The sequence below is a fragment of the Streptomyces sp. NRRL S-118 genome, assembly GCF_000716335.1.
Classification (GTDB): Bacteria; Actinomycetota; Actinomycetes; order Streptomycetales; family Streptomycetaceae; genus Streptomyces.
The window spans coordinates 190,694-211,775 of sequence record NZ_KL591003.1 but is presented as its reverse complement, the minus strand read 5'-3'; the positions used below and the strand labels follow the sequence as shown (position 1 = coordinate 211,775).

Below are 21,082 nucleotides of genomic sequence, written 5' to 3'. Positions count from 1 at the left end.
CGTCAGGCTCCTTCGGCGGTGAGGACGGGCGCGGCCGGTGCCCCGGGCCCGGCGGCGAGCCGGTCGAGCTCGGCGGCGACCTCCGCGACGGTGGGCCGGGTGAGCAGCTTCCCCAGCGTGATGCGCAGGCCGGTGGCCCGGCGCAGGTCGGCCACGACCCGCGCGGCGGCCAGTGAGTGCCCGCCCAGCTCGAAGAAGTCGGCGGACGGTCCGGGGACCTCGCGCTCCAGCACCGCGGCCCAGACGGCCATCACCTCGCGTTCCCGTGCCGTGGCGGCGTCCGCGCCGTCCGTCCCGCCGGTCCGCTCCGGCGCGGTGAGTGCGGCGGCGAGCGTCACCCGGTCGGCCTTGCCGGTGCCGAGGGTGGGGATGCGGTCCACCACCCGGACGACGGCGGGCACCGCCGCCTCCGGCAGCAGCCCGGCGCAGTGCCCGGTGACCGCGGCGGCCAGGTCACCGGGGGCGCCGCTGCCGGGCGCGGCGACGACCGCGAGCCCCAGTGACTCCCCCGGGGCGAGCGGGCAGCAGGCGGCGGCCACCACGCCGGGGACCTCGGCGGCGACCCGCTCCACCTCACCCAGTTCGATGCGGTGGCCGCGGACCTTCACCTGGTCGTCACGCCGTCCGCGGTACTCCAGCTCGCCGCCGGCCCGCCGGACCACCAGGTCCCCGGTGCGGTACATCCGTGCCCCGCCGCCCTGGAACGGGTCGGGCAGGAACCGGGCGGCGGTGAGACCCGGACGGTTGCGGTAGCCGCGGGCCACGGCGGGCCCGCCGAGGTACAGCTCGCCCTCGGTCCCGGCGGGCACCGGGACCAGGTCGTCGTCCAGGACGTACGCCCGGTGGTCGGGCAGCGGCCGTCCGATGCTGCTCACGTCGTCACCCCGTTCACTGTCGGCCCAGGTCGCCGCGATCGTGGCCTCCGTCGGCCCGTACACGTTCAGCAGCCGGCGGCCGCGGGAGAAGCGCTCGGCCAGCGCAGCCGGGCAGGGCTCGCCGGCCACCACGACGACCTCCGCCTCGTCCAGCCCGCCGCCGTGGGCGGCCAGCAGGGACGGCGTCAGGGAAGCGGTGCGCAGTCCGGCCGGCAGCGGGGACCGGCCCTCGGCGTCGGCGCGGCGCAGCCCGTCGAGGGACAGGTCCACCAGGGCGACGCCCTGGCCGTGGAGGAGGTAGAGCAGCGTGCACCACAGCCAGCCGTCGAAGGCGGGGGAGACGGCGTTGAGGCCGAGGCCCCCGGGCGGCAGGCCCAGTCCCGCGAGCGCGCCGACGAAGGTGTCCAGGCCGCGGTAGGTGACCTCGACGCCCTTGGGGCGGCCCGTGGTGCCGGAGGTGTAGATGACGTAGGCGCATCCGTCGGGTGCGGGGGTGGCCACGGCGAGCGCCCCCGAGGCGGCGCGGGCCGGGCGGACCGTACGGATCCCCGTGACGGCCAGCCCGTCGGGCACGTCAGCGGCGACCAGGACGGAGACCCGGGCGTCCCGCAGGACGGAGCCGAGCCGTTCCACCGGGTGGCCGGGGTCCAGGGGCACGGCCGTCGCGCCGAGGCTCCAGACGGCGAGGAGCGCGGGCACGCTGTCCCGGGAGCGGCCGAGGAGCAGCCCCACCGCGCTCTCGGGCCCGGCACCCGCGGAGGCGAGCGCCGCGGCGGTCGCGGCGGTGCGCGCGGTGAGTTCCGCGTAGCCGAGGGCACCGTCCTCGGCTCTGACGGCGGGGACGTCCGGCTGCTCGCGGGTCCAGCGCGCCAGCGCGGCGAACAGCGGCGGAAGGGCTTCGCCCGACGGCCCGTCGGTGGGCCGGGGCGCCGGCGCGGGGCCGGCATGCTGGGCCGTCATCCGTCGTTCCTCTCCTGGTCGCGGACAGTGGTCGGTGCGGTCGGTGCGGTGGGTGCGGCCGGTGTGGTGGGTGCGGCCGGTGGGGTCGAGGAAGCCGGGGCGGTGGCGCGCAGGCGCGGGCCGACCACCGGTTCCCCCGAGCCCCCGCGGCCGGGCAGCTGCAGGGACTTGGTCTCCAGGAACGCCTCCAGCCCGGCGCTCCCGCACTCGCGGCCGATGCCCGACTGCTTGAAACCGCCGAACGGGGCCGCCGGGTTGAACGACCCGCCGTTGACGTCCACCAGGCCGGTGCGGAACCGGCGGGCGACGCGCTCGGCCCGGCCGTCGTCGCCGGACCAGACCGCACCGTGCAGCCCGTACCGGGTGCCGTTGACGATCCGTACCGCCTGCTCCTCGTCGTCGTACGGGATGACGCACAGCACCGGTCCGAAGATCTCCTCCTGGCCGATGGTCGTCAGCGGGTCGACGTCGGCGAACACGGTGGGCCGGACGTAGTACCCGGTGGTGAGGCCGGAGGGGCGGCCGGTGCCGCCGCGCACCAGGCGGGCGCCGCCCTCGGAGGCGCCCCGGTGGATGTAGTCGTTCACCCGGGCGTGCGCGGCGGCCGACACCAGCGGGCCGAGATCGGTCGCGGGGTCGCGGGGATCACCGGTGACGTACCCGTCCATGATCCGTCCGGCCAGCTCCACCGCCTCGTCCTGGCGGTCGCGGGGCACCAGCAGCCGGCTCCACTGGAGGCACGTCTGACCGGTGTTGAACAGGACCTGGTCGACGGTGGCGCCCACCGCGGCCGGCAGGTCGGCGTCGTCGAGGACGAGGGAGGCGTTCTTGCCGCCGAGCTCCAGGTGGACACGCTTGATGCCGTCGGCGCCCAGGGCCGCCACCTGCCGCCCGGCGCGGGTGGACCCGGTCAGGGAGACCACGTCCACGAGCGGGTGGCTGACGAGGGCGGTGCCGAGGGTGTCACCGGTGCCGACGACCATGTTGACCACACCGGGCGGCAGATCGGCCTCGGCGAACACCTCGGCGAGCAGTCGGGCGTGCAGCGGCGTGATTTCGCTGGGCTTGTGGACCACGGTGCAGCCGGCGGCGAGCGCGGGCATCAGTTTCTGCACCGTCAGCAGCAGCGGCATGTTCCAGGGCGTGATGCACACGGCGACGCCCGCGGCCTCGCGCACCACGAGGGAGTGGCCGACCCGCTCCTCGAACGCATGGGACGCGGCGGTCTCCACGCAGTGCGCCGCCATGCCGACGGACAGGCCGGCCTGGGTCTGCAGGGCCATCCGGGAAGGGGCCCCCACCTCGGCGGTGATGGTCCGCGCGAACCGCTCGGCGTTGCGCTCCAGGCCCTCCACCACGCGGCGCAGCAGCGCGGCCCGTTCCCGTACGGGCGTGGCGGACCAGCCGGGGAAGGCGCCGGCGGCGGCGCGGACGGCCAGGTCGGCGTCGCGGGCGGTGCCCGCGGGCACCGTGGCGAGCGGCGCTTCGGTGCTGGGGTCGGTGACGACCAGCCGGCGGTCGGCGTCGGAGACCGTCCAGCGGCCCCCGATCCAGTGGTCGTCGTAGCGGGGCGGCAAAGGCCCCGGGGACGGCTCGGCCGGCGGTGCGGCGGAGCCCTGCGGCACGGTCAGCACGGTCACGGTGGTTTCCTCACTGGATCGCTCGGTCACGGGATGCGCGGCGGCGGGACGAGACCCGGCCCCGGGCGGGGGACGGCGGCCCAGGGACCGGCCGCGGGACCGGCCGCGGGGCCGGGGACGCGGGCTGCGGCGCGCGAGTCGGTCGCCGGGCCGGGGACGCCGGCCGCGGCGCGGGAGTCGGGCCGGGCGCGGCGCACCGCGCGCGGCCGGAGCCCCGGGGCGGCGCCGCCCTGCACGGCGGAGGTCAGGGACGGAAAGGACGCCAGGGGCGAGCGTGCCGGTCCCCCGGCGGGAACCACCGGGGCGGGCAGCAGTGCGTGCAGCAACCGGTCGGTCTCCCGGGACGGTGCCACCGCGAGGTCCTCGCGCAGTCGGCGCGCGCACAGCTCGTACCAGCGGCGCACGCAGGCGTGTTCGCCCCGCCTGCCGTGCGCCGTCATCAGCGCCCGGTAGGTCCCCTCGTGGTGCCGGTCGATGCCCAGGGTGCTCCGGCAGACCTCGATGAGCTCGGGGAAGTCCTCCCGCTCGGCGGCGTCGGCACGCAGCACCTCCAGCGCCCGCAGCGCCAGCGACCGCAGGTACTCGCGCTGTTCGACCACCCAGTCCGCGCTCTCGCCGCGCAGGAACTCCCCGGCGTACAGGGCGACCGCGGACCGCAGCCGTTCACGGGCCGCCCCCCGGTCGCCGGCGGCGGCAGCCCGCAGCCCGGTGTGCACCAGCTCCTGGAAGCGGTCCACGTCGGACCAGAGGTCGGCGATGTCCAGGACGTAGCCGAAGTCGCGGTAGTGCAGCCGGATCCCCGACGCACAGGTGCCGTCGGGGTGCGCGTCGAGGACCCTGCGCAGCGCGTGCGCGGCCACCTTCAGCGAGCTGTCCCCGGCGGACCGGCCGGAGCCCGGCCACAGTGCCTCGTACAGCCGGTCGCGGGTGAGGGTCTGACCACGGTGGATCACGAGGAACTGGAAGAGCCCGCGTGCCTTGCCGGCCCGCCAGCGCTGCACCGGGGCGCCGTTCACGGTCAGTTCGAAGTCGCCGAGGAAGCGGATGCGTACCGCCTGCCGTGCGATTCCGGTCACCGCGGTCGTCATCGCGTCCTCCCGGGGGCCGTCGTATGCCGTTCTGCCTGCGGCGAGTCTGTTCCCCCGCTCTACAAGCGCCCTATACCGGCCGGATCCCGCCTCTGTAGGTCCGTCATAGAGCGGTTCTCCACACTGGGGATCCGACGTTCCGGGCAAACACCACCGGCGGTTTCCGGCCCCGGTCCGCCGGCTCCCGGTCCGCCGGCGGGTCCCCGGTCCGCACGGCCTCGCGGTTCACCGGCCCCGGTCCGCCGGACACGGCCGCCCCGGCGGACACCGGTGGGCCGGCCCGGGCCCGCCCACCGGGCGTCGTGCCCCCCAGCTCCTCGGCTCCCGACCGTGATTCCCGACTCCGAAATGAGGGCTGCTCCATGACCAGCACCGACACCCGATTGAAGAAGGTCGTCATCCTGGGCGGCGGCACGGCCGGCTGGATGACCGCCGCGTATCTCGGCAAGGCCCTCCAGGGCACGGTCGACATCACCGTGCTGGAAGCCCCGACGATTCCGCGGATCGGGGTCGGCGAGGCGACGGTTCCCAACCTGCAGCGCGCGTTCTTCGACTACCTCGGCATCGCCGAGGACGAGTGGATGCGGGAGTGCAACGCCAGCTTCAAGATGGCGGTGCGGTTCGTGAACTGGCGCACCGAAGGAGCGGGCGAGGCCACGGCCCGGGAGCTGCCCGACGGCCGGCCCGACCACTTCTACCACCCGTTCGGGCTGCTGCCCGACTACGACCAGACGCCCCTGTCGCACTACTGGTTCAAGCGCAAGTACGACGGCCTCACCACCGAGCCGTTCGACTACGCCTGCTTCCGCGAGCCTCCGATCATGGACGCGATGAAGGCGCCGCGCTGGCTCGACGGCCGCTCCGCCACCCGCTACGCCTGGCACTTCGACGCCCAGCTCGTCGCCGACTTCCTGCGCCGCTTCGCCACCGAGAAGCAGGGCGTCCACCACGTCCAGGACGAGATGACGGAGGTACGTCAGGACGCGCGCGGCTACGTCACCGCGCTGCGCACCCGCAGCGGCCGCGAGCTCGACGCCGACCTCTTCGTCGACTGCTCCGGCTTCCGCGGGCTGCTGATCAACAAGGCGATGGCCGAGCCGTTCGTCGACATGAGCGACCACCTGCTGTGCGACAGCGCGGTCGCCACCGCCGTCCCGCACGACGACGAGGCGGGCGGCGTGGAGCCGTACACCTCGGCCATCGCGATGTCGTCCGGCTGGGCCTGGAAGATCCCGATGCTGGGGCGCTTCGGCACCGGCTACGTCTACTCCAGCAAGTTCACCGAGAAGGACGAGGCCACGGCCGAGTTCGCGGCCATGTGGGGCCTCGACCCCGAGACGACGGCGTTCAACCACATCCGCTTCCGCGTCGGCCGCAACCGCCGCGCCTGGGTGAAGAACGTCGTCAGCATCGGGCTGTCGTCGTGCTTTCTGGAGCCCCTGGAGTCGACCGGCATCTACTTCATCACCGCGGCGATCTACCAGCTGGCCAAGCACTTCCCCGACAAGACCTTCAACGAGGGCCTGATCGACAGCTTCAACCACGAGATCGAGGTGATGTTCGACGACACCCGCGACTTCATCCAGGCGCACTTCTTCTACGCGCCGCGCAACGACACCCCGTTCTGGCAGGCGAACAAGAAGCTGACCCTCCCCGACAACATTCAGCAGAAGATCTCCGCCTACCGGGCCGGCCTGCCCATCAACTCGCCGATCACCGACGAGTCGACGTACTACGGCAACTTCGAGGCCGAGTTCCGCAACTTCTGGACCAACGGCAGCTACTACTGCATTTTCGCGGGCATGGGCCTGGAGCCCGACGCGCCCCTGCCGGCGCTGGCGTACAAGCCCGAGTCGGTGGCGGGTGCGGAGCCGCTGTTCGAGACGGTCAAGCGCCAGCAGCAGAACCTGCTGGAGACGCTGCCGAGCGCCTACGAGTACCTCAAGCGGCTGCACGGCTGAGCCCGGCCGGGTCCCGGGCTCCCCCCAGGCCCCGCGCCACCGCCGGCCCCCCGGCCCCCCGGCCCCCCGGCCCTCAGGTGTCCGGGTCTTCGGGCCGGGCCCATCACCTCCCCCGGCACCGCAGCACTCCGGCGCGGAACCGGCGGCCACCCCCGGGCCCCCGCTTCCGCCGCCGCTCCCACGGCCCGGCGCCCGGCGCAGTCCGCCGGGTGCCGGGCCGCACTGCATCGTCATCCACAGGGAGTCAGACATGCCCAACTCCGCTCCGCACCCGGACACCCCGGGCGGCGACGGCACCGAGGGGGCCGTCGCCGCAGAAGGCGCCGTCGTCCTCCGGGAGGCGGACCTCCGCCCCTTCATGGCCGCGTTCCCCTCCGGTGTCACCGTGGTCACCACCCTGGACGCCGACGGCCGGCCCCGCGGCCTCACGTGCAGCTCGATGGCGAGCGTCGCTCTCGCCCCGCCCACCTTGGTCGTGTGCATACGGACGGCGAGCCCGACCCTGCGGGCGCTGCTCGACCAGGGACAGTTCGCCCTCAACCTGCTGCACGAGCGCGCCAGGGCGACCTCGGACCTCTTCGCCTCGGGGGCGCCCGACCGCTTCGAGCGCACCCAGTGGCGGCTGCCCCTCGGGGCGAGCGGCCCGCACCTGACCTCGTCCGCCCACGCCGTCGCCGACTGCACCGTCGTGGAGACGGCCGTGTTCGGTGACCACACGGCGGTCTTCGCGGAGGCGCGCCGCATCAGCGTGCGCCCCGCGGCGCAGCCCCTCCTCTACGGTCTGCGCCGCTACGCCGGGTGGTCCGCCGCGGCGGCCGTGCCGCAGCCGGCGGCGATCCCGCTCCCGCCGAGATCCGTACCGACCGAAGGAGCCGCCGGTGTCCGCAGCTGAAGCCATGCCCGCGCTGCTCGTCGCCGTCCCGGCCGCCATCCTCGCCTGCCAGGCCGGGGCGAGCCTCGTCAGACGCCTCGGCCAGCCACCCGTGATCGGCGAGATCACGATGGGCATCGTCCTCGGGCCCTCCCTGCTGGGCTGGCTGTGGCCCGAGGCGCAGCACTGGTTGTTCCCCGCGTCGGTCCTGCCGTACACCTCGGTGCTGGGACAGCTCGGTCTGCTGGCGTTCATGTTCCTCGTCGGGCTGGAGCTCGACCTGGGTGCCCTGCGCGGCAACTCGCGGACCGCCGTGGCCGTCAGTCAGGCGGGCATGCTGCTTCCCCTGGGGCTGGGTGCGCTGCTGGCCATCCCGATGTACGCGCAACTCGCGCCCGACGGTGTCGAGTTCATGCCGTTCATGCTCTTCATCGCGGTCGCCATGAGCATCACGGCGTTCCCGGTGCTGGCCCGGATCCTGGTGGACCGCGGTCTGTACGGGACTCCGCTCGGCGCGCTCGCGATGGCCTGCGCGGCGGTCGACGACGTGGCCGCCTGGTGCCTGCTGGCGCTGGTGGTCGCGTTCACCTCGGCGGGGTCGCCGTTCGACGCCCTCACGGCGGCGGGGCTCACCGTTGCCTTCGGCGCCGCCATGCTGCTGGTGGTCCGTCCCCTGCTGGCACGGTGGGCGAAGGGCCGCACGGACCGGGCCGGCGACGGGGCGGTCCTGGTCCTGCTGTTCAGCGGTCTGAGCCTGTCCGCGCTGGCGACGGACCTGATCGGGGTGCACACCCTGTTCGGCGCCTTCCTCTTCGGCGTGGCCACACCGCGCGGCCACCGCCGCATCGAGGCGTCGTCCGCCCGGCTGCGCGCCGTGGTGGTCCCGGTGCTGCTGCCACTGTTCTTCGTGCACACCGGACTCAGCACGGAGATCGGGGCCCTGGCTACCGACCCAGTGCAATGGCTGTGGACGGGAGCGCTGCTCGCGGTCGCCGTGCTCGGCAAGTGGGGCGGGGCGGCCGGTGCCGCGCTGGCGTGCGGACAGTCCTGGCGGCAGGCCATGTCGATCGGGGCCCTGATGAACTGCCGGGGCCTGACCGAGCTGGTGGTGCTGTCCATCGGTCTGGAGCTCGGGGTGATCGGGCCCGAGCTGTTCACCATGCTGGTGCTGGTGGCCCTGATCACCACGGCGGTCACCTCCCCGGCCGTCACCCGCTTCCAGCGCCTCCGCCCGCCGGCCCCGCCGGCCCCGGGACCGGAACCTGTGCCGACGGCCGCCTCCCGCCCCTGAGCCGAGCCGGGCCGGCGGGCGCGAACCCTGGCCGGGCGGCGCCGGGCGGATGCGCCGCCGGGCCGGGGCGCCGCTGCCGTCGAGAAGCCGCATCCGCCGGGAGATCGCGCCCGGTCGGGAGACCGCGCCTCGGGAGGCCGCAGCTGCCGGTGGCGGCAGAGGTCAGGGGTTCCCTGTGTCCGTTCCCTGTGTCCGGTGACCGCGGTCGTCGGCCGGGGAGTTCGTCCGCCGGGCAAGCCCCAGCCCGAGAGACCACGCCTACCGGGAGCGGCAGCCGCGAGGAGCGCCCGGTACCCGTTCCTCCGCCGGGCGGGCCCCCGGCCCCGGAGGCCGCACCCGCGCGGGCGGGCCCCGAGGCCGCACCCACCGAAAGAACCGCAGTCGCCGACAGGGCGCGAAGCCCGCGCCTCCGCCCGTCGGGGACCCTCGTCGGTCGGGAGGCGCGGCCCTGGAGGGCCCACCGCACCCCGATGGCCCCCACCGGCCCCGCGGCCGACGTGTCGGCCCGCCCCTGTCCCTCCGCCGCACCAGGATCGGGGCATGGGCGTCCTCCTCCCCACCCTCTTCGCGCTGTGCGCGGCGGCGAGCAACGCGCTCGCCACCGTGCTCCAGCGCCGCGCCACCCTGACCGTCCCCCAGGCACAGGGCTTCCGGCCCGGTCTGCTGCTCGATCTGCTGAGACGACCGATCTGGCTGGCCGGCATGCTGGCCGTGATCGTCGCCGGAGTGGGCCAGGCGGTCGCCCTGGCGACCGGCCCCCTGGCCCTCGTGCAGCCACTGTTCGTACTGGAACTGCCCCTCGCCCTGCTGTTCGGCTCGCTGGCGGACCGTCAGCGGCTGGCCCGGCCGCTGTGGGCGGCCGTGGCCGCCGTCGTCGCCGGGCTGGGCCTGGCGCTCATGGCGGCCGCCCCCGAGGGCAACCGCACGCACGTGCCGCTCGACCGGTGGGTGCCCACCCTGGCCGGGTGCGCCGTGGTCGTCCTGGCGCTGACGACCGCGGCACTGCGCCGGCCGCCCGGCAGGGCGAGGGCGGGGTGCCTCGGGGCCGCCACCGCGGTGTGCTACGCCCTGACGGCCGCCCTGATGAAGACGTCCATGCACATCCTCGACGACAGCGGCGTCGGCGCGTTCTTCAGCACCTGGCACACGTACGCCTTCGCCGTCTGCGGCATCTGCGCGCTCCTGCTGCTGGAACACGCGCTGCAGGGCGGGCCGCTCGTCGCCTCGCAGCCGGCGCTCACGCTGGGCGACGCGGGCGTGAGCCTCGTGCTGGGCGTGCTGCTCTACGAGGAGCACGTACGCACCGGCTGGTGGCTGGTGCCGGAGCTGCTCGGGGTCGGCCTCATCGTCGTGGGAGTGTTCACGCTGGCGCGTGCCGGGGCGAGCACGGGATGACCGGCGGCCGGCCGGCGACCGGAGTCAGCCGGCGCCGTCCAGCCCGGCGAGCAGGGCGCGAGCCTCCGCCCGCGCCCGGTCCACCTCGACGTCGCGGCAGACCACCTCCAGCCCCGGGGAGGTCCACTCGGGCCGGCCGGGGACGGCGACGTACGACCGGTAGGAGAAGAAGGCACGCGTCCCCTCACCCCCGTCCCGGCCGACCCGCAGGGTGGCGAAGCGCTCCTCCTCGGGCCCCTCCTCACCGAGGAGGAACTCGTGCTCATGGGCGGCGGGAGCCGACCGCAGGCCGAGCACCGCCCGGCCGAACGCCCGGACCTGCGCGGCGTCGTCGAAGGGCAGCAGCTCGGTGACGTGCGGCAGCCCGGCCAGCAGCAGCCAGCGACGCGGCGTGCCCTCCTCCGCCGGCTCGTGGGCGACGGACAGGACCGACGTGCCCGGCGTCGACCCCGCCGCGCCGCCGCCGTACGGCCACGCGTACGTGAAGACCTGCTCGAACCTCACGCTTTCGGCCCTCCCTCCTCCGGTACGCGCGTCAGAGCCGGTTCACGGGGTACGCGCGCAGCATGACGCGTCAACGCCTGGAATGACACCACGAATTGACACGGAGGAACCTGTGAACCACATCGTGACAGCCGCTCAGGACGCGGCGGCCGCCCCCGCCTGGCTCCATCTGATCGTGATGGCGGTCGCCGTACTGATCCTCTTCTACAGCCTGGCCCGGCACAGCAACTGACCGGCCCGCTCCTCAGGGCGTGCGCGGCGTGAGCCGCCCGTCCTCGTGGCGGAGCACTTCACGGGCCGTGTCCAGCGCCGCTTCCCGGTCGTGCGGCACCACTCCGATCCGGGTGCGGCGGTCGAGGGCGTCGGCCTCGTCGAGCGCCCCTTCATGGCGCACCGCCCACACCAGTTCGGCCACGGTCACCGGATGGCCCGGCACGACGGGGCGCGCGAGGGCGGGATCCTCCAGCCCCAGCGCGTGCACGGCCGGAGCCTCGGTGCCGTAGCGGCGCACCAGCCGGCGGGGGGCGTCCAGGGCGGCGAGGGCCGCCGGGGCGGCCGCCCCGACCAGCGGAAGGCATGCCGTACGGCAGGGCCCCGCCGTGAGACCGCGTGCGGAGACCGCCGCGTCCAGGGCGTCCTGCGCCATGCGCCGGTACGTCGTGAGCTTGCCGCCCACCACGGTCACGACCCCGTCGGGCGAGGTGAGCACGGCGTGCTTGCGGGAGATGTCGGCCGTCCGTGAGGCGCCGGACGTGCCCGGCGTTCCCGGCGTGTCGAGGAGGGGCCGCAGGCCGGCGAAGGCGCCGATGACGTCGTCGCGGCCCAGTGACACGTCCAGCGCCGAACCGAGGACGTCGAGCAGGAAGCCGATGTCCGTCTCCGGGACCTCCGGAACGTCCGGGACGTCACCGTCGACCGGTTCGTCCGTCAGTCCCACGTACACCCGGCCGTCCCCCTGCGGCAGGACCAGGACGAAGCGGTTCGCCTCGCCGGGGATGGGGATGTGCAGGCCGGCGGTGAGCGAGCCCAGGTCCTCCGAGCGGAGGACCAGATGGGTGCCCCGGGAGGGCCGCAGCCGGATGTCCTCGATCAGCCCGCCCGCCCAGACGCCGGTCGCGTTGACGACGGCGCGGGCCCTGATCCTGGTCTCCTCGCCCGTGAGTTCGTCCCGTACCAGGGCTCCGCCGCCGTCGAGGGACAGCGCCCGCGTCCGGGTGAGGACCCGCGCGCCGTGTGCCGCGGCGGTCCGGGCGACGGCCGTCACCAGCCGGGCGTCGTCGGTGACCCTGCCGTCCCAGGAGAGCAGCCCGCCGCGCAGACCGGTGGACCGCAGGACGGGCGCCATGTGCCGGGTCTCCACGGGGGAGAGGGTCCGCGGCGCGGGCAGCGTGGAACGTGACGTGCGCGCCGAGGCGCGCAACAGGTCCCCGGCCCGCAGTCCGGCCCGGGCCAGCGCCGCCTGTGACCGGGAGACCAGCGGCGTCAGCGGCAGCACGAACGGCTGGGCGCCGACCAGGTGCGGGGCGATCCGCTCCATCAGGACGCCCCGCTCCACGGCGCTCTCGTGGGCGACGTCGAGCTGCCCGGACGCCAGGTAGCGCAGCCCGCCGTGGATGAGCTTGGAGCTCCAGCGCGAGGTGCCGAAGGCCAGGTCGTGGGCGTCGATCGCGGCGACCGTCAGGCCGCGGGAGGCGGCGTCGAGCGCGACGCCCGCACCGGTGGCCCCGAGGCCGACGACGAGGACGTCCACCGGTGTGCCGTCGGCGAGCCCGGACAGTTCGCGCCGGCGGCGGGCCGCGTTCAGCGACGACGACGCCCGCGCGGGTGCGGGGGTGGTGCGCGACCGGCTGAGCGGGTGGCTCATGGGGCGAGGGTCCTTTCCAGGAGGGTCCGCAGCTCACCGAGGAATGCCGCTTCATCGAGCTCGGGGTCGGACGCGTCGGTCATGGTGCGCAGCGAGAGCGTGAAGGACTGGACGATCAGCAGCAGGGAGCGGGCCTGGCGGTCGGGGTGGGCTACCCGGACCGACCCGTCGGCGTGCCCTTCCTCCAGCGCGCCGGTGATGAGGCCCAGCAGCGCGTCCTGGCTGGCGCCCCGCCGGTCCAGCACGTACGGCAGCAGGAGCTCGGGGTCGACGTCGAGGATCTTGTGGAACAGCGGGTGGGCCCGGAACGCCTCGACGCCCGCGACCAGCCCGTCGACCAGCCCCGGCCGGGTGGGGGCGCCGGGTTCCCGCTCGGGCATGGCCGACACGGCGAGGGCGACCCACTCACGGGTCATCACGTCCCCGACCAGGGTCCGTACATCGGGCCACCGGCGGTAGAGCGTCATGCGCGAGACCCCGGCGCGGCGGGCCACGTCGGTCAGCGTCGTCCGGCGCACCCCGACGGCGAGGACGCAGTCACGGGCCGCGTCGAGGACGGTTTCCCCGTCCGAATGGTTGTGACGAATGGGCGTCATCTGTCACAGTGTAATGCCAGTGCGGGCCCCAGGGCACGCCAGGACCCGAAACCCGACGGCGAGGAACCGAATCCCGTGGACATGTTGTGGAGCGGCTGGGGCGACCCGGCCAAGGCGGCACCCCTGCCCGGCACCGTGACCGGCCTGCTGCGCGACCTGCTCGGCGTCACCCCGCGCGACCACGGCCCCGCCGCGATCGAGGACATCCCCGTCCCCGCCTCACCGCTCACGAACGCCACCCTCCGCGCCCTCGCCGCATGCCTGGGCGACCCCGCGCACCTGCGGACGGACGCCGAGACCCGCATCCGCCACACCCGCGGCAAGTCCACCCCCGACCTGCTGCGCATCCGCGCGGGCGAGGTCGACGACATCCCGGCCGCCGTCCTGCTGCCCGGCAGCCACGACGAGGTCCTCGCCGTCCTGCGCGTGTGCAGCGAACACCAGGTGGCCGCCGTGCCGTTCGGCGGCGGCACCTCCGTCGTCGGCGGCCTGGCCCCCGAGCGCTCCAGCTTCGTCGCCCTGGACCTGCGCCGCATGGACGCCCTCCTCGGCCTGGACGAGGTCTCCCGCACCGCGACCTTCCAGCCCGGGCTGCGCGCGCCGCAGGCCGAGGCCCTGCTCAACGAACGCGGCTACACCCTCGGCCACTTCCCCCAGTCGTACGAATGGGCCACCATCGGCGGATTCGCCGCGGCCCGCTCCAGCGGCCAGGCGTCCGCGGGCTACGGCCGGTTCGACGAGATGGTGCTCGGCATCACCGTGGCCACCCCCGAGGGCACCTGGGAGGCCGGACGCGCGCCCCGCTCTGCGGCCGGCCCGGACCTGCGCCAGCTCGTGCTCGGCTCCGAGGGCGCGCTCGGCGTGATCACCTCGGTGACCGTGCGCCTCCGCCCGCTGCCCGAGCAGCGCGTCTACGAAGGCTGGCGCTTCGCCTCCTTCGAGGCCGGCGCCGCCGCGCTGCGCAAGCTCGCCCAGGACGGGCCGCGCCCGACCGTGCTGCGCCTGTCCGACGAGACCGAGACCTTCATCGGCCTGGCCCACCCCGACCGCATCGGCAGCGGAGCCCCGGAAGCGGCCGGCTGCATGGCGATCGTCGGGTACGAAGGGACGGCCGCGCGCAACGAGGAGTGCCGCAGCGGGGTCCACGAGGTCCTCCTGGCGGAGGGCGGCGAGTGCGTCGGCCGGGAACCGGGGGACCGCTGGGCCCACGGCCGCTACGACGCCCCCTACCTCCGTGACGCGCTCCTCGACGCCGGGGCCTTCGCCGAGACCCTGGAGACGGCCGCCTTCTGGTCCGCGCTGCCGCAGCTGTACCAGGGCGTCCGCCAGGCACTGACCACCGCCCTCTCCGACGCGGGCACGCCCCCGCTGGTCATGTGCCACATCTCCCACGTGTACGAGAACGGCGCCTCCCTGTACTTCACGGTCGTCTCCGCCCAGGGAAAGGACCCCGTCGCGCACTGGGCCCCGGCCAAACACGCCGCGAACGAGGCGATCCTGGCCGCCGGCGGCACCATCAGCCACCACCACGGCGTCGGCACCGACCACCGCGACTGGTACGCCCGGGAAGCGGGCCCCCTCGGCGTCCGCGTCCTCCAGGCCGTCAAGGGGGAGCTCGATCCGGCAGGGGTGCTCAATCCCGGCATCCTCGTCCCCGTCCGCCACCCCTGACCCCAGCCTGTCCTGCCCTACGGAGGCGCGCACATGCGACAGTTCACCGCCGTCGTCAACCCGGCCGCGGGAAGTTCCAGCGGTACGGCGGCCCTGCTGCCCGTGGCCCGGCTCCTGCGGGAGGCGGGGGCCGGGCTGGAGACCCGCTACAGCCGCAGCCTCGACCACGCCCGCGAGCTGGCACGGCAGGCCGCCGCACAGGGGCACGTCGTGCTCGCGGTCGGTGGCGACGGGATGGCTGGAGCCGTCGGCGGGGTGCTCAGCGGCACCGACGCCGTGCTGGGCCTCGTCCCGTCGGGGCGCGGCAACGACTTCGCCAGGGCCCTGGGCCTGCCCGGCGAGCCCGCGGCCCTGGCGGAGCTCCTCCTGCGGGGCACCCCGCGCGCCGTCGACACCATCGAGGTGGAATCGGCCGTCCACACGAGGACCGCGGTCCTGGGCAGCGTGTACGCGGGCGTCGACGCCGTCGCCAACCGGTACGCCAACCGGTCGCGGCTGCTGCGGGGAGCCGCGTCGTACTACGCGGGCGGCGCCCGGGCGGTGGCGGGCTGGCGGCCGGCGGCATACCGCATCACCATCGACGGCACGACGCACCAACGGAGCGGCTACACGGTCGTCGCCGCCAACTCCGGCTTCTACGGCTTCGGCCGCCGCATCGCGCCGGACGCCCGCGTCGACGACGGGCTGCTCGACGTCGTCGTCGTCCGCCACGCCCCGAAGCGGCTTTTCTTCGCGCTGATGAACGAGCTCAAGACCGGGGCGCACATGCGGCGCCCCCAGGTCGAGGTCCTGCGGGGCGAGGAGATCCGCATCGAGGCCGACCGGGACCTCCCGTACGGCGCGGACGGCGAGGTCGACGCGACGCTGCCGGTGACGCTCCGGGTGCGGCCCGGCGCCCTGAAGGTGCTGTGCTGACGACGTGCGCCGCACCCCGGGTGCCGCCGCGTGCACGACGCGCGCGGCGGCCGGTCTGCGCCTAGCGTGAGTGCGTACGCGGCGAAAGGCACGACCGTGGCAGAGCACTTCGCGTCCGTCGACGACTACATCGGCTCCTTCCCCGACGACGTGCGCACCGTCCTCGAACGGATCCGGCGCACGATCCACGAGGCGGCGCCCGAGGGCATCGGCGAGAAGATCGGTTACGGGATCCCGGCGGTCACGCTCGACCGCCGGAACCTCGTGTACTTCGCCGGATGGCGGCACCACGTCAGCGTCTACCCCGTCCCGCAGGGCGACGCCGCGTTCCAGCGCGACATCGAGCCCTACCGGTCGGGCCGGGGAACGCTGAAGTTCCCCCTGAACGCCCCCGTGCCGTACGACCTCATCGCCCGCACCGTGCGGCACCTGGTGGCGGAACGGGCCTGAGCGGTCCGTCCCGTACCGCGGGGCACCCGCCACCACGCCGTCGCCCGGGATCGCGGCGGCGAGGACGCCGGCCGTGGTCCGACGCGCTCGTCATGGCGCCGCTCGCCCCGGACGGGGAGCCGGAGCACGCGGAGGTGTGATCCGCCGAACGGGCGACCGGCGCCGTGACCGGGCACGGGAGGGATCGTTGCCCGGGCATGCCAGGAATCACCCAGCGCGCCATGACCGCGCTCGCCCTCGCCGGGGCCGCGCTCTCGGCCGGCGGAGCCGCCCACGCCGAGTCCCTCAACCAGGAGCTGGTCGACCGGGTCCACGTCGGTGTCGACGGCGACCTCGCCCAGCACGTGCTGGACGAGGCCGTGCACACGATCGACACCGTGCAGTCGAAGGCGTCGATCCAGCCGTCCGGCCGGCGATAGGCCGCAGGCCGGTCAGGAGAAGACCACGCACGCGGCGGCCGGCACCTCCACCGCGCCGCCGCGCCGCAGCCGCCCGCTCTCGGGGTCCGCCTCGAACCAGGTCACGTCGCCGGACCACTCGTTGACGACGTACAGCCGGCGCCCCGACGGGTCCGTCACCAGATCCCGCGGCCAGACGCCGCCGCAGTCCACGCCGCCCGTGAACCGCGGCTTCTCGGCTCCGTCGGCGAGGGAGAACGTCAGGACGGTGTTGCTGCCGCGCACCGCGGCCCGGACGAAGCGCCCGTCGGGCGGGACGCGGACCACGGAGGGGTGGGCGCGCTCCCCCGAGGGGAGGCCCTCGGTGTCGACCGCCACCTCCGTCAGCGCCTCCAGGCGCCCGGCCGCCGCATCCCAGCGGCAGACCGTCATCACGGGCTCCAGTTCGTGCAGGACGTACACCACCTCCCCGTCCGGGTGGAAGGCGAGGTGACGCGGACCCGACCCCGCCCGCAACACGGTCTCGGCGTGCACGCGCAGCTCCCCGGTGGCCGGGTCGAGCGCGCACACCCGCACCGAGTCGGTTCCCAGGTCCACGCTCAGCACCCACCGCCCGCCCGGGTCCGGCAGCACCTGGTGGGCGTGCGGTCCGCGCTGCCGGTCGGCGTCCGGTCCCGAACCGCGGTGCGTGAGCACGGCCGGAGGGCCGCAGAGGGAGCCGTCCGGGCCGATCGCGAGGCTGCTGACGCTGCCCGAGCCGTAATTGGCGGTGAGCACCCGGCGCCCGGCCACAGCGAGATGGGTGGGGCCGGAGCCGCCCACCCCGACCGCCGGGCCGAGAGGCGTGAGGCTGCCCGCGTCCGCCCGGAAGGCCGCGACCGCGCCCGGCTCGGTGTCGCTCACCGCGTAGAGCACTCCGGCCCCCGGGTCGAGCGCGAGGGCCGAGGGGTTGACGATCGTGTCGACGGCCGAGTGCGGGGTGAGCGCCCCCGTCACCGCGTCGACGGCCGCGACCGTGATGCCGCGCCCGCCTCCCGCGGTGAAGGAGCCGATGTACGCCCACTGCCCGTCCCTCGTGTCCGCCCGGTTGCCGCGCTCCGCACCGCCCACAGGATGTCCCTTCCGCCGTTCCGCGACTGGCTGGGCACTGTAGGGCGCGCGCGGGGCGTCAGCGGCCGTACACGCCGACCTCGCGGAGCGAGTAGCCCCATTCGGTCCCGCGTTCGAGGCCCATGACGCGGACGAAGCGGGCCGGTACGGCGGCGAACCGCGCGGTGTCCAGGCCGCCGTCCCCGGAGGTGGTGGACCAGACGGTCCGCCAGTCGTTCCCGTCGCCGGACACCTCGATGCGGTACGCCCTGCCGTGCGCGCGCTCCCAGTCGAGCGTCACCCGGCCGACCGGCTGCTCGGCTCCCAGGTCGATCCGGAGCCACTGGGGGTCGCGCCGGTCGCTGGCCCAGCGGGTGCGCGGGTCGCCGTCCACCGCGCGGCCGGCGGCGTAGCTGGTGAACGGGTTCCACTCCGCCGAACTCGCCGACGCGGGAGCCCCGGTGGCCAGGTTGGTGCCCGCCCGGTGGCGCTCCGAGCCACCCCAGGTCGTCAGGTAGGACTCCGCGCCGCGGAGAAGGTCGTCGATGACGTCCTGGCCGCCCGTGACCCGGATGTCCTCCAGCCAGTCGGGCACCAGGCCGTAGTGGGCGGCGCCGTCGGTGTTGATGTCCCAGGTGCGTTCCCCGGTGGTCTGCCGGTCGATGAGGGAGCCGCCGTCGGCGCTGCGGAAGGGGTACCGCACGGGGTTGGGCGCGTCCGCGCCGCGCGGGGCCGGCCAGCCGCCGACACCGTTCATGTCGGTGCCGTAGCCGTATCCGGCGCCGTACTTCTCACGCAGCGCGTCCGTGCGCCTCGCCTCGGCGGTGAATCCCTCGGCACCGTGCATGTACTGGGCGATGAAGCCGCCGAGGCGGTAGACCCGCTCGGTCCAGTCGGTGTCCATCCAGCTGTGCGAGGAGAGGACGCCGGGGTAGGACGCCGACTCCAGGATGTCCAGGACGCGGCCCGTGGCCTTCACGCTCATGTGGTCGATCTCGATCATCATCCCGCGCTGCATCATGCCGCGCACCGCGTACTCGCCGAGTGCGGTGAGGCCGCGGGTGTTGCACCGCGCGTCGGCGGCGTACGAGGGGACCGCGACGCCGGGCGGGAGCTGCTTCTCGGCCTGGGCGGCCGGGGCGGCGCCGATGGGGTTGTCGGCCTGCGGCCCGGTGCACTTCTCCGTCTTCCAGAACGTGCCCGTCGACAGGAACTGGCCGACGTTGATCGCCGTACCGAGGGTGCCGGAGTCGAACCGGACCCCGCACAGGGCGTTGTCGAACTTGTGGCACAGGAACATGCTGCGGACACCGAGGGCGTGCAGCTCGTCCAGGCCGCGGTCGATGTCGTCCTTGCCGCACTGCGCCACGTCCAGGATCTGCTTGCACCCGAAGGGTTCCGAGGTCTCCACGCCCAGGACGACGGCCATCTTGCCCTGCTCGACGACCTCGCGGGCCTGGGCGGAGTCGGTGACGATCCGGAACCATCCCTTGCCCGGTCCGCCGTACATCGTGTCGATGTACGCCTGCATCTCGTACGTCTTGCGCGCCTGGAGGCGGATCGAGGTCATCTCGTCGCAGCCGCGGTCCTTGAAGAAGTAGACCGAGCAGATCACGCCGTTGGTGACGAGGTCGTTGACGAGCACCCGCTGACCGCCGCGCCAGGCGCGTTCCACCCACGCGTAGTAGTTCTGCTGGTGGGTCAGCGAGTCGTGGGCGGGCCAGTCCTTGAAGGTCGGCCAGCCGTGGGGGTCGTGGCGGCCGTCGCCGCCCTTGGTGATGAAGTCGAAGACCGCGAGGGAGCCGTCGGGGTAGTGCTCCGGGCAGTCCTTGAGCGCGTCGGCGACGCCGCCGGCGGAGAACGGCTTGCCGCAGATCAGCCGGCCCCCGAAGGCCTCGCCGGACATCAGGTGGTCGTGCGCGTCGACGAACCCCCGGACCCGGCCCTGGGCGTCGGTGCCCTTGAACGGCTCCCCGGTGACGTCGATGCGGGAGTCCGGCGCCGGCCGGGCGACCGGGTCCCACCAGCCGGGGCCGGCGGCGGAGCCCGCCCCTGCCCGGGCAGGTCCCAGGGTCAGCAGGGTGAGGATCAGCGAAAGCACCGCGAGCACCCTGAGCCTGCCGTGCGCACGTCGCACCAAGGTCATCACCCGTGTCCCAGCCGGAGGAGGCACCGTCGGGAACCCGGGCGCCCGCGGGGCCCGAGCCCTTCAGTGATTGTCATGTCCCCATAAATGATGCGAGGAGGATCGCGGCTGCCGCCACAGCAGTCAAGAGCCGCGCACCGGCCGGCCGTACCGCCCGCGGACTCCACCGCCTGGTGGGAGACGCACCGGCGTGTTCTGCTCGGACGTGGGTGTGTTCCCGGCCCCTGGAGGAGTGATCCGCATGGCGAAGCGCAAGAAGCTCGACGAGGGCGACAAGGTGACCTGGAAGAGCCACGGCAAGAACGTCACCGGCACGGTGAAGCACCAGATCACCGACCGCACGAAGGCGGCGGGACGCACCGTCGACGCCTCCGCGGAGGAACCGCAGTACGAGGTCGAGAGCGACAAGAGCGGCCGCTCGGCCGTCCACAAACCCCAGGCGCTGCGCAAGAAGGGGACGTCGTGACCGCCGGGGACGGCGACGAGCGCGAGAACACCATCGCCGCGTTCCGCGACGCGGTCAACCGCACCGCCGCCGAACCGGAGCGGTGGCTGGAGACGGACGAGTCGCGCGGCGTCGGCCAGAAGAAGGACGACGGGTCGGAGAGCGTCGGACACGAGTCGGGCCGTCGCATCGTCGCGCTGCTGCGCAAGGCGGATCTCACCGACGACGACGTCGCCCACATGTGCAAGGTCGTCGGGTACGTCGAACGCCACACCGCCCAGCGCCCCGACGGCGACGTCACCCGGACACCCTGGCGGTACTCGCTGATGAACCGGGGCCACGACCCCCGGAAGAGCTGACCCGCCCGGCGCTCCCGGGCGGGCACGGGTGCCCCCGGCGAACTCTGCGTGAGATGACCGGACATCCCCTCACGGAGGGACGTCCTCCGCCGGTTGGGTGGACGAGCCGGGCCGGGGGTGTCACCGCCGGGCCCGTACTCCGACCGCTCACCGTCGCAAGGAGACCCCGTGTCGCTCCAGCGCACCATGGCCCTCGCCGCCGCCGGCTCCGCCGCCTGCCTGTTCCTCGCCGCGCCGCCCTCCCACGCGGCACCGGGCGACGTCACGACCGTCTGCGCGAGCACCCTGACTCCGGCCGGATTCGTCGATGTGAGCTGGGGGACCAGCCTCTCCTGCGGCTCGGGAAGCGCCCCGAACATCAAGCAGATCAAGCAGCTCACCGGCCTGGCCGTGGGCACCACCGTCAACGCCTGCGCGTCCACCTACCCGCCGGCCGGCTGGGTGCAGACGAGCACGTACTACACCAGCAGTTGCCGGTACTCCGTCGTGCCGAGCTTCAACCCGAACGCCTGGACGCTCAAGCGCGTGTCGTGACGGTGGGCCGGGGCGGCCGGGGCGGTGCGG

At 74.4% G+C, this 21,082-nt stretch carries 19 protein-coding genes; 11 read left to right on the top strand and 8 right to left on the bottom strand.

All coding sequences use genetic code 11. From position 1 onward, the window contains the following. Positions 1–2 precede the first annotated feature (2 nt). The 3 genes from IH00_RS0107685 to IH00_RS37125 form a co-directional block, all read right to left on the bottom strand. Positions 3–1,835, bottom strand: coding sequence for a non-ribosomal peptide synthetase (locus IH00_RS0107685; RefSeq protein WP_078887612.1), 1,833 nt, complete (start codon positions 1,833–1,835; stop codon positions 3–5). After that, positions 1,832–3,412: an aldehyde dehydrogenase family protein gene (locus IH00_RS0107680; RefSeq protein ID WP_078887646.1), complete on the bottom strand. Its 1,581-nt coding sequence runs from the start codon at positions 3,410–3,412 to the stop codon at positions 1,832–1,834. The genes IH00_RS0107685 and IH00_RS0107680 overlap by 4 nt, the downstream gene beginning before the upstream one ends. Positions 3,413–3,501: 89 nt before the next feature. Beyond that, complete coding sequence (locus tag IH00_RS37125) at positions 3,502–4,563, bottom strand: AfsR/SARP family transcriptional regulator (protein WP_052411248.1); 1,062 nt, start codon at positions 4,561–4,563, stop codon at positions 3,502–3,504. A 362-nt stretch (positions 4,564–4,925) separates the two neighbouring features. Here IH00_RS37125 and IH00_RS0107670 point away from each other — a divergent pair, with 362 nt between their 5' ends. The 4 genes from IH00_RS0107670 to IH00_RS0107655 all read left to right on the top strand — a co-directional run bounded on the left by IH00_RS0107670 (position 4,926) and on the right by IH00_RS0107655 (position 10,081). Then, positions 4,926–6,524, top strand: a complete 1,599-nt coding sequence (locus IH00_RS0107670; protein WP_031070967.1) for a tryptophan halogenase family protein — start codon at positions 4,926–4,928, stop codon at positions 6,522–6,524. A 250-nt stretch (positions 6,525–6,774) separates the two neighbouring features. Further along, positions 6,775–7,416, top strand: a complete 642-nt coding sequence (locus IH00_RS0107665; protein WP_063835318.1) for a flavin reductase family protein — start codon at positions 6,775–6,777, stop codon at positions 7,414–7,416. Then, a complete protein-coding gene (locus IH00_RS0107660; protein WP_234334796.1) occupies positions 7,403–8,686 on the top strand; it encodes a cation:proton antiporter domain-containing protein in 1,284 nt (427 codons plus the stop codon). The genes IH00_RS0107665 and IH00_RS0107660 overlap by 14 nt, the downstream gene beginning before the upstream one ends. A 540-nt stretch (positions 8,687–9,226) precedes the next feature. Further along, positions 9,227–10,081, top strand: a complete 855-nt coding sequence (locus tag IH00_RS0107655; RefSeq protein ID WP_031070961.1) for a DMT family transporter — start codon at positions 9,227–9,229, stop codon at positions 10,079–10,081. Positions 10,082–10,105: 24 nt separating this feature from the next. On the opposite strand, the gene IH00_RS0107650 is transcribed toward IH00_RS0107655, so the two are convergent. The 3 genes from IH00_RS0107650 to IH00_RS0107635 form a co-directional block, all read right to left on the bottom strand. Then, positions 10,106–10,585: a hypothetical protein gene (locus tag IH00_RS0107650; RefSeq protein ID WP_031070960.1), complete on the bottom strand. Its 480-nt coding sequence runs from the start codon at positions 10,583–10,585 to the stop codon at positions 10,106–10,108. A gap of 244 nt (positions 10,586–10,829) precedes the next feature. Further along, a complete protein-coding gene (locus IH00_RS0107640; protein ID WP_052411246.1) occupies positions 10,830–12,449 on the bottom strand; it encodes a glycerol-3-phosphate dehydrogenase/oxidase in 1,620 nt (539 codons plus the stop codon). Continuing rightward, the gene (locus IH00_RS0107635) at positions 12,446–13,045 is read right to left on the bottom strand and encodes a TetR/AcrR family transcriptional regulator (RefSeq protein ID WP_031070955.1); all 600 of its coding nucleotides are present in this window, start codon (positions 13,043–13,045) and stop codon (positions 12,446–12,448) included. Before IH00_RS0107635 ends, IH00_RS0107640 begins: the two co-directional genes overlap by 4 nt. 75 nt (positions 13,046–13,120) lie before the next feature. Between IH00_RS0107635 and IH00_RS0107630 the strand changes: the two genes are divergently transcribed. The 4 genes from IH00_RS0107630 (at position 13,121) to IH00_RS0107615 (ending at position 16,500) form a co-directional block, all read left to right on the top strand. Next, a complete protein-coding gene (locus IH00_RS0107630) occupies positions 13,121–14,716 on the top strand; it encodes an FAD-binding oxidoreductase (protein WP_031070953.1) in 1,596 nt (531 codons plus the stop codon). Positions 14,717–14,749: 33 nt separating this feature from the next. Further along, on the top strand, positions 14,750–15,631 hold the full coding sequence (locus IH00_RS0107625) for a diacylglycerol/lipid kinase family protein (RefSeq protein ID WP_031070951.1): 882 nt from the start codon (positions 14,750–14,752) through the stop codon (positions 15,629–15,631). A gap of 96 nt (positions 15,632–15,727) precedes the next feature. Next, complete coding sequence (locus tag IH00_RS0107620; RefSeq protein ID WP_031070949.1) at positions 15,728–16,081, top strand: iron chaperone; 354 nt, start codon at positions 15,728–15,730, stop codon at positions 16,079–16,081. Positions 16,082–16,278: 197 nt separating this feature from the next. Further along, positions 16,279–16,500: a hypothetical protein gene (locus IH00_RS0107615; protein WP_158827737.1), complete on the top strand. Its 222-nt coding sequence runs from the start codon at positions 16,279–16,281 to the stop codon at positions 16,498–16,500. A 12-nt stretch (positions 16,501–16,512) separates the two neighbouring features. Here IH00_RS0107615 and IH00_RS0107610 read toward each other — a convergent pair whose 3' ends face one another. Next, positions 16,513–17,589: a lactonase family protein gene (locus IH00_RS0107610; RefSeq protein ID WP_052411245.1), complete on the bottom strand. Its 1,077-nt coding sequence runs from the start codon at positions 17,587–17,589 to the stop codon at positions 16,513–16,515. Between the two features lie 58 nt (positions 17,590–17,647). Then, positions 17,648–19,714, bottom strand: a complete 2,067-nt coding sequence (locus IH00_RS0107605; RefSeq protein ID WP_031070944.1) for a galactose-binding domain-containing protein — start codon at positions 19,712–19,714, stop codon at positions 17,648–17,650. Positions 19,715–19,955: 241 nt separating this feature from the next. Here IH00_RS0107605 and IH00_RS0107600 point away from each other — a divergent pair, with 241 nt between their 5' ends. From IH00_RS0107600 to IH00_RS0107590, 3 genes are all read left to right on the top strand, one after another. Continuing rightward, positions 19,956–20,180: a hypervirulence associated TUDOR domain-containing protein gene (locus tag IH00_RS0107600; protein ID WP_031070942.1), complete on the top strand. Its 225-nt coding sequence runs from the start codon at positions 19,956–19,958 to the stop codon at positions 20,178–20,180. Next, positions 20,177–20,518, top strand: coding sequence for a DUF3140 domain-containing protein (locus IH00_RS0107595; RefSeq protein ID WP_031070940.1), 342 nt, complete (start codon positions 20,177–20,179; stop codon positions 20,516–20,518). Before IH00_RS0107600 ends, IH00_RS0107595 begins: the two co-directional genes overlap by 4 nt. Positions 20,519–20,686: 168 nt before the next feature. Next, entirely contained in the window at positions 20,687–21,052 is a 366-nt protein-coding gene (locus tag IH00_RS0107590; RefSeq protein WP_234334795.1) for a hypothetical protein, read from the top strand. Positions 21,053–21,082 lie beyond the last annotated feature (30 nt).

Excerpts from the sequence above, each read along its gene's own strand:
- IH00_RS0107615 (WP_158827737.1), top strand. The coding sequence starts at position 16,279 with ATGCCAGGAATCACCCAGCGCGCCATGACCGCGCTCGCCCTCGCCGGG.
- IH00_RS0107625 (WP_031070951.1), top strand. The coding sequence starts at position 14,750 with ATGCGACAGTTCACCGCCGTCGTCAACCCGGCCGCGGGAAGTTCCAGC.
- IH00_RS0107685 (WP_078887612.1), bottom strand. The coding sequence starts at position 1,835 with ATGACGGCCCAGCATGCCGGCCCCGCGCCGGCGCCCCGGCCCACCGAC.
- IH00_RS0107670 (WP_031070967.1), top strand. The coding sequence starts at position 4,926 with ATGACCAGCACCGACACCCGATTGAAGAAGGTCGTCATCCTGGGCGGC.
- IH00_RS0107600 (WP_031070942.1), top strand. The coding sequence starts at position 19,956 with ATGGCGAAGCGCAAGAAGCTCGACGAGGGCGACAAGGTGACCTGGAAG.
- IH00_RS0107640 (WP_052411246.1), bottom strand. The coding sequence starts at position 12,449 with ATGAGCCACCCGCTCAGCCGGTCGCGCACCACCCCCGCACCCGCGCGG.
- IH00_RS0107635 (WP_031070955.1), bottom strand. The coding sequence starts at position 13,045 with ATGACGCCCATTCGTCACAACCATTCGGACGGGGAAACCGTCCTCGAC.
- IH00_RS0107665 (WP_063835318.1), top strand. The coding sequence starts at position 6,775 with ATGCCCAACTCCGCTCCGCACCCGGACACCCCGGGCGGCGACGGCACC.
- IH00_RS0107655 (WP_031070961.1), top strand. The coding sequence starts at position 9,227 with ATGGGCGTCCTCCTCCCCACCCTCTTCGCGCTGTGCGCGGCGGCGAGC.
- IH00_RS0107605 (WP_031070944.1), bottom strand. The coding sequence starts at position 19,714 with ATGACCTTGGTGCGACGTGCGCACGGCAGGCTCAGGGTGCTCGCGGTG.
- IH00_RS37125 (WP_052411248.1), bottom strand. The coding sequence starts at position 4,563 with ATGACGACCGCGGTGACCGGAATCGCACGGCAGGCGGTACGCATCCGC.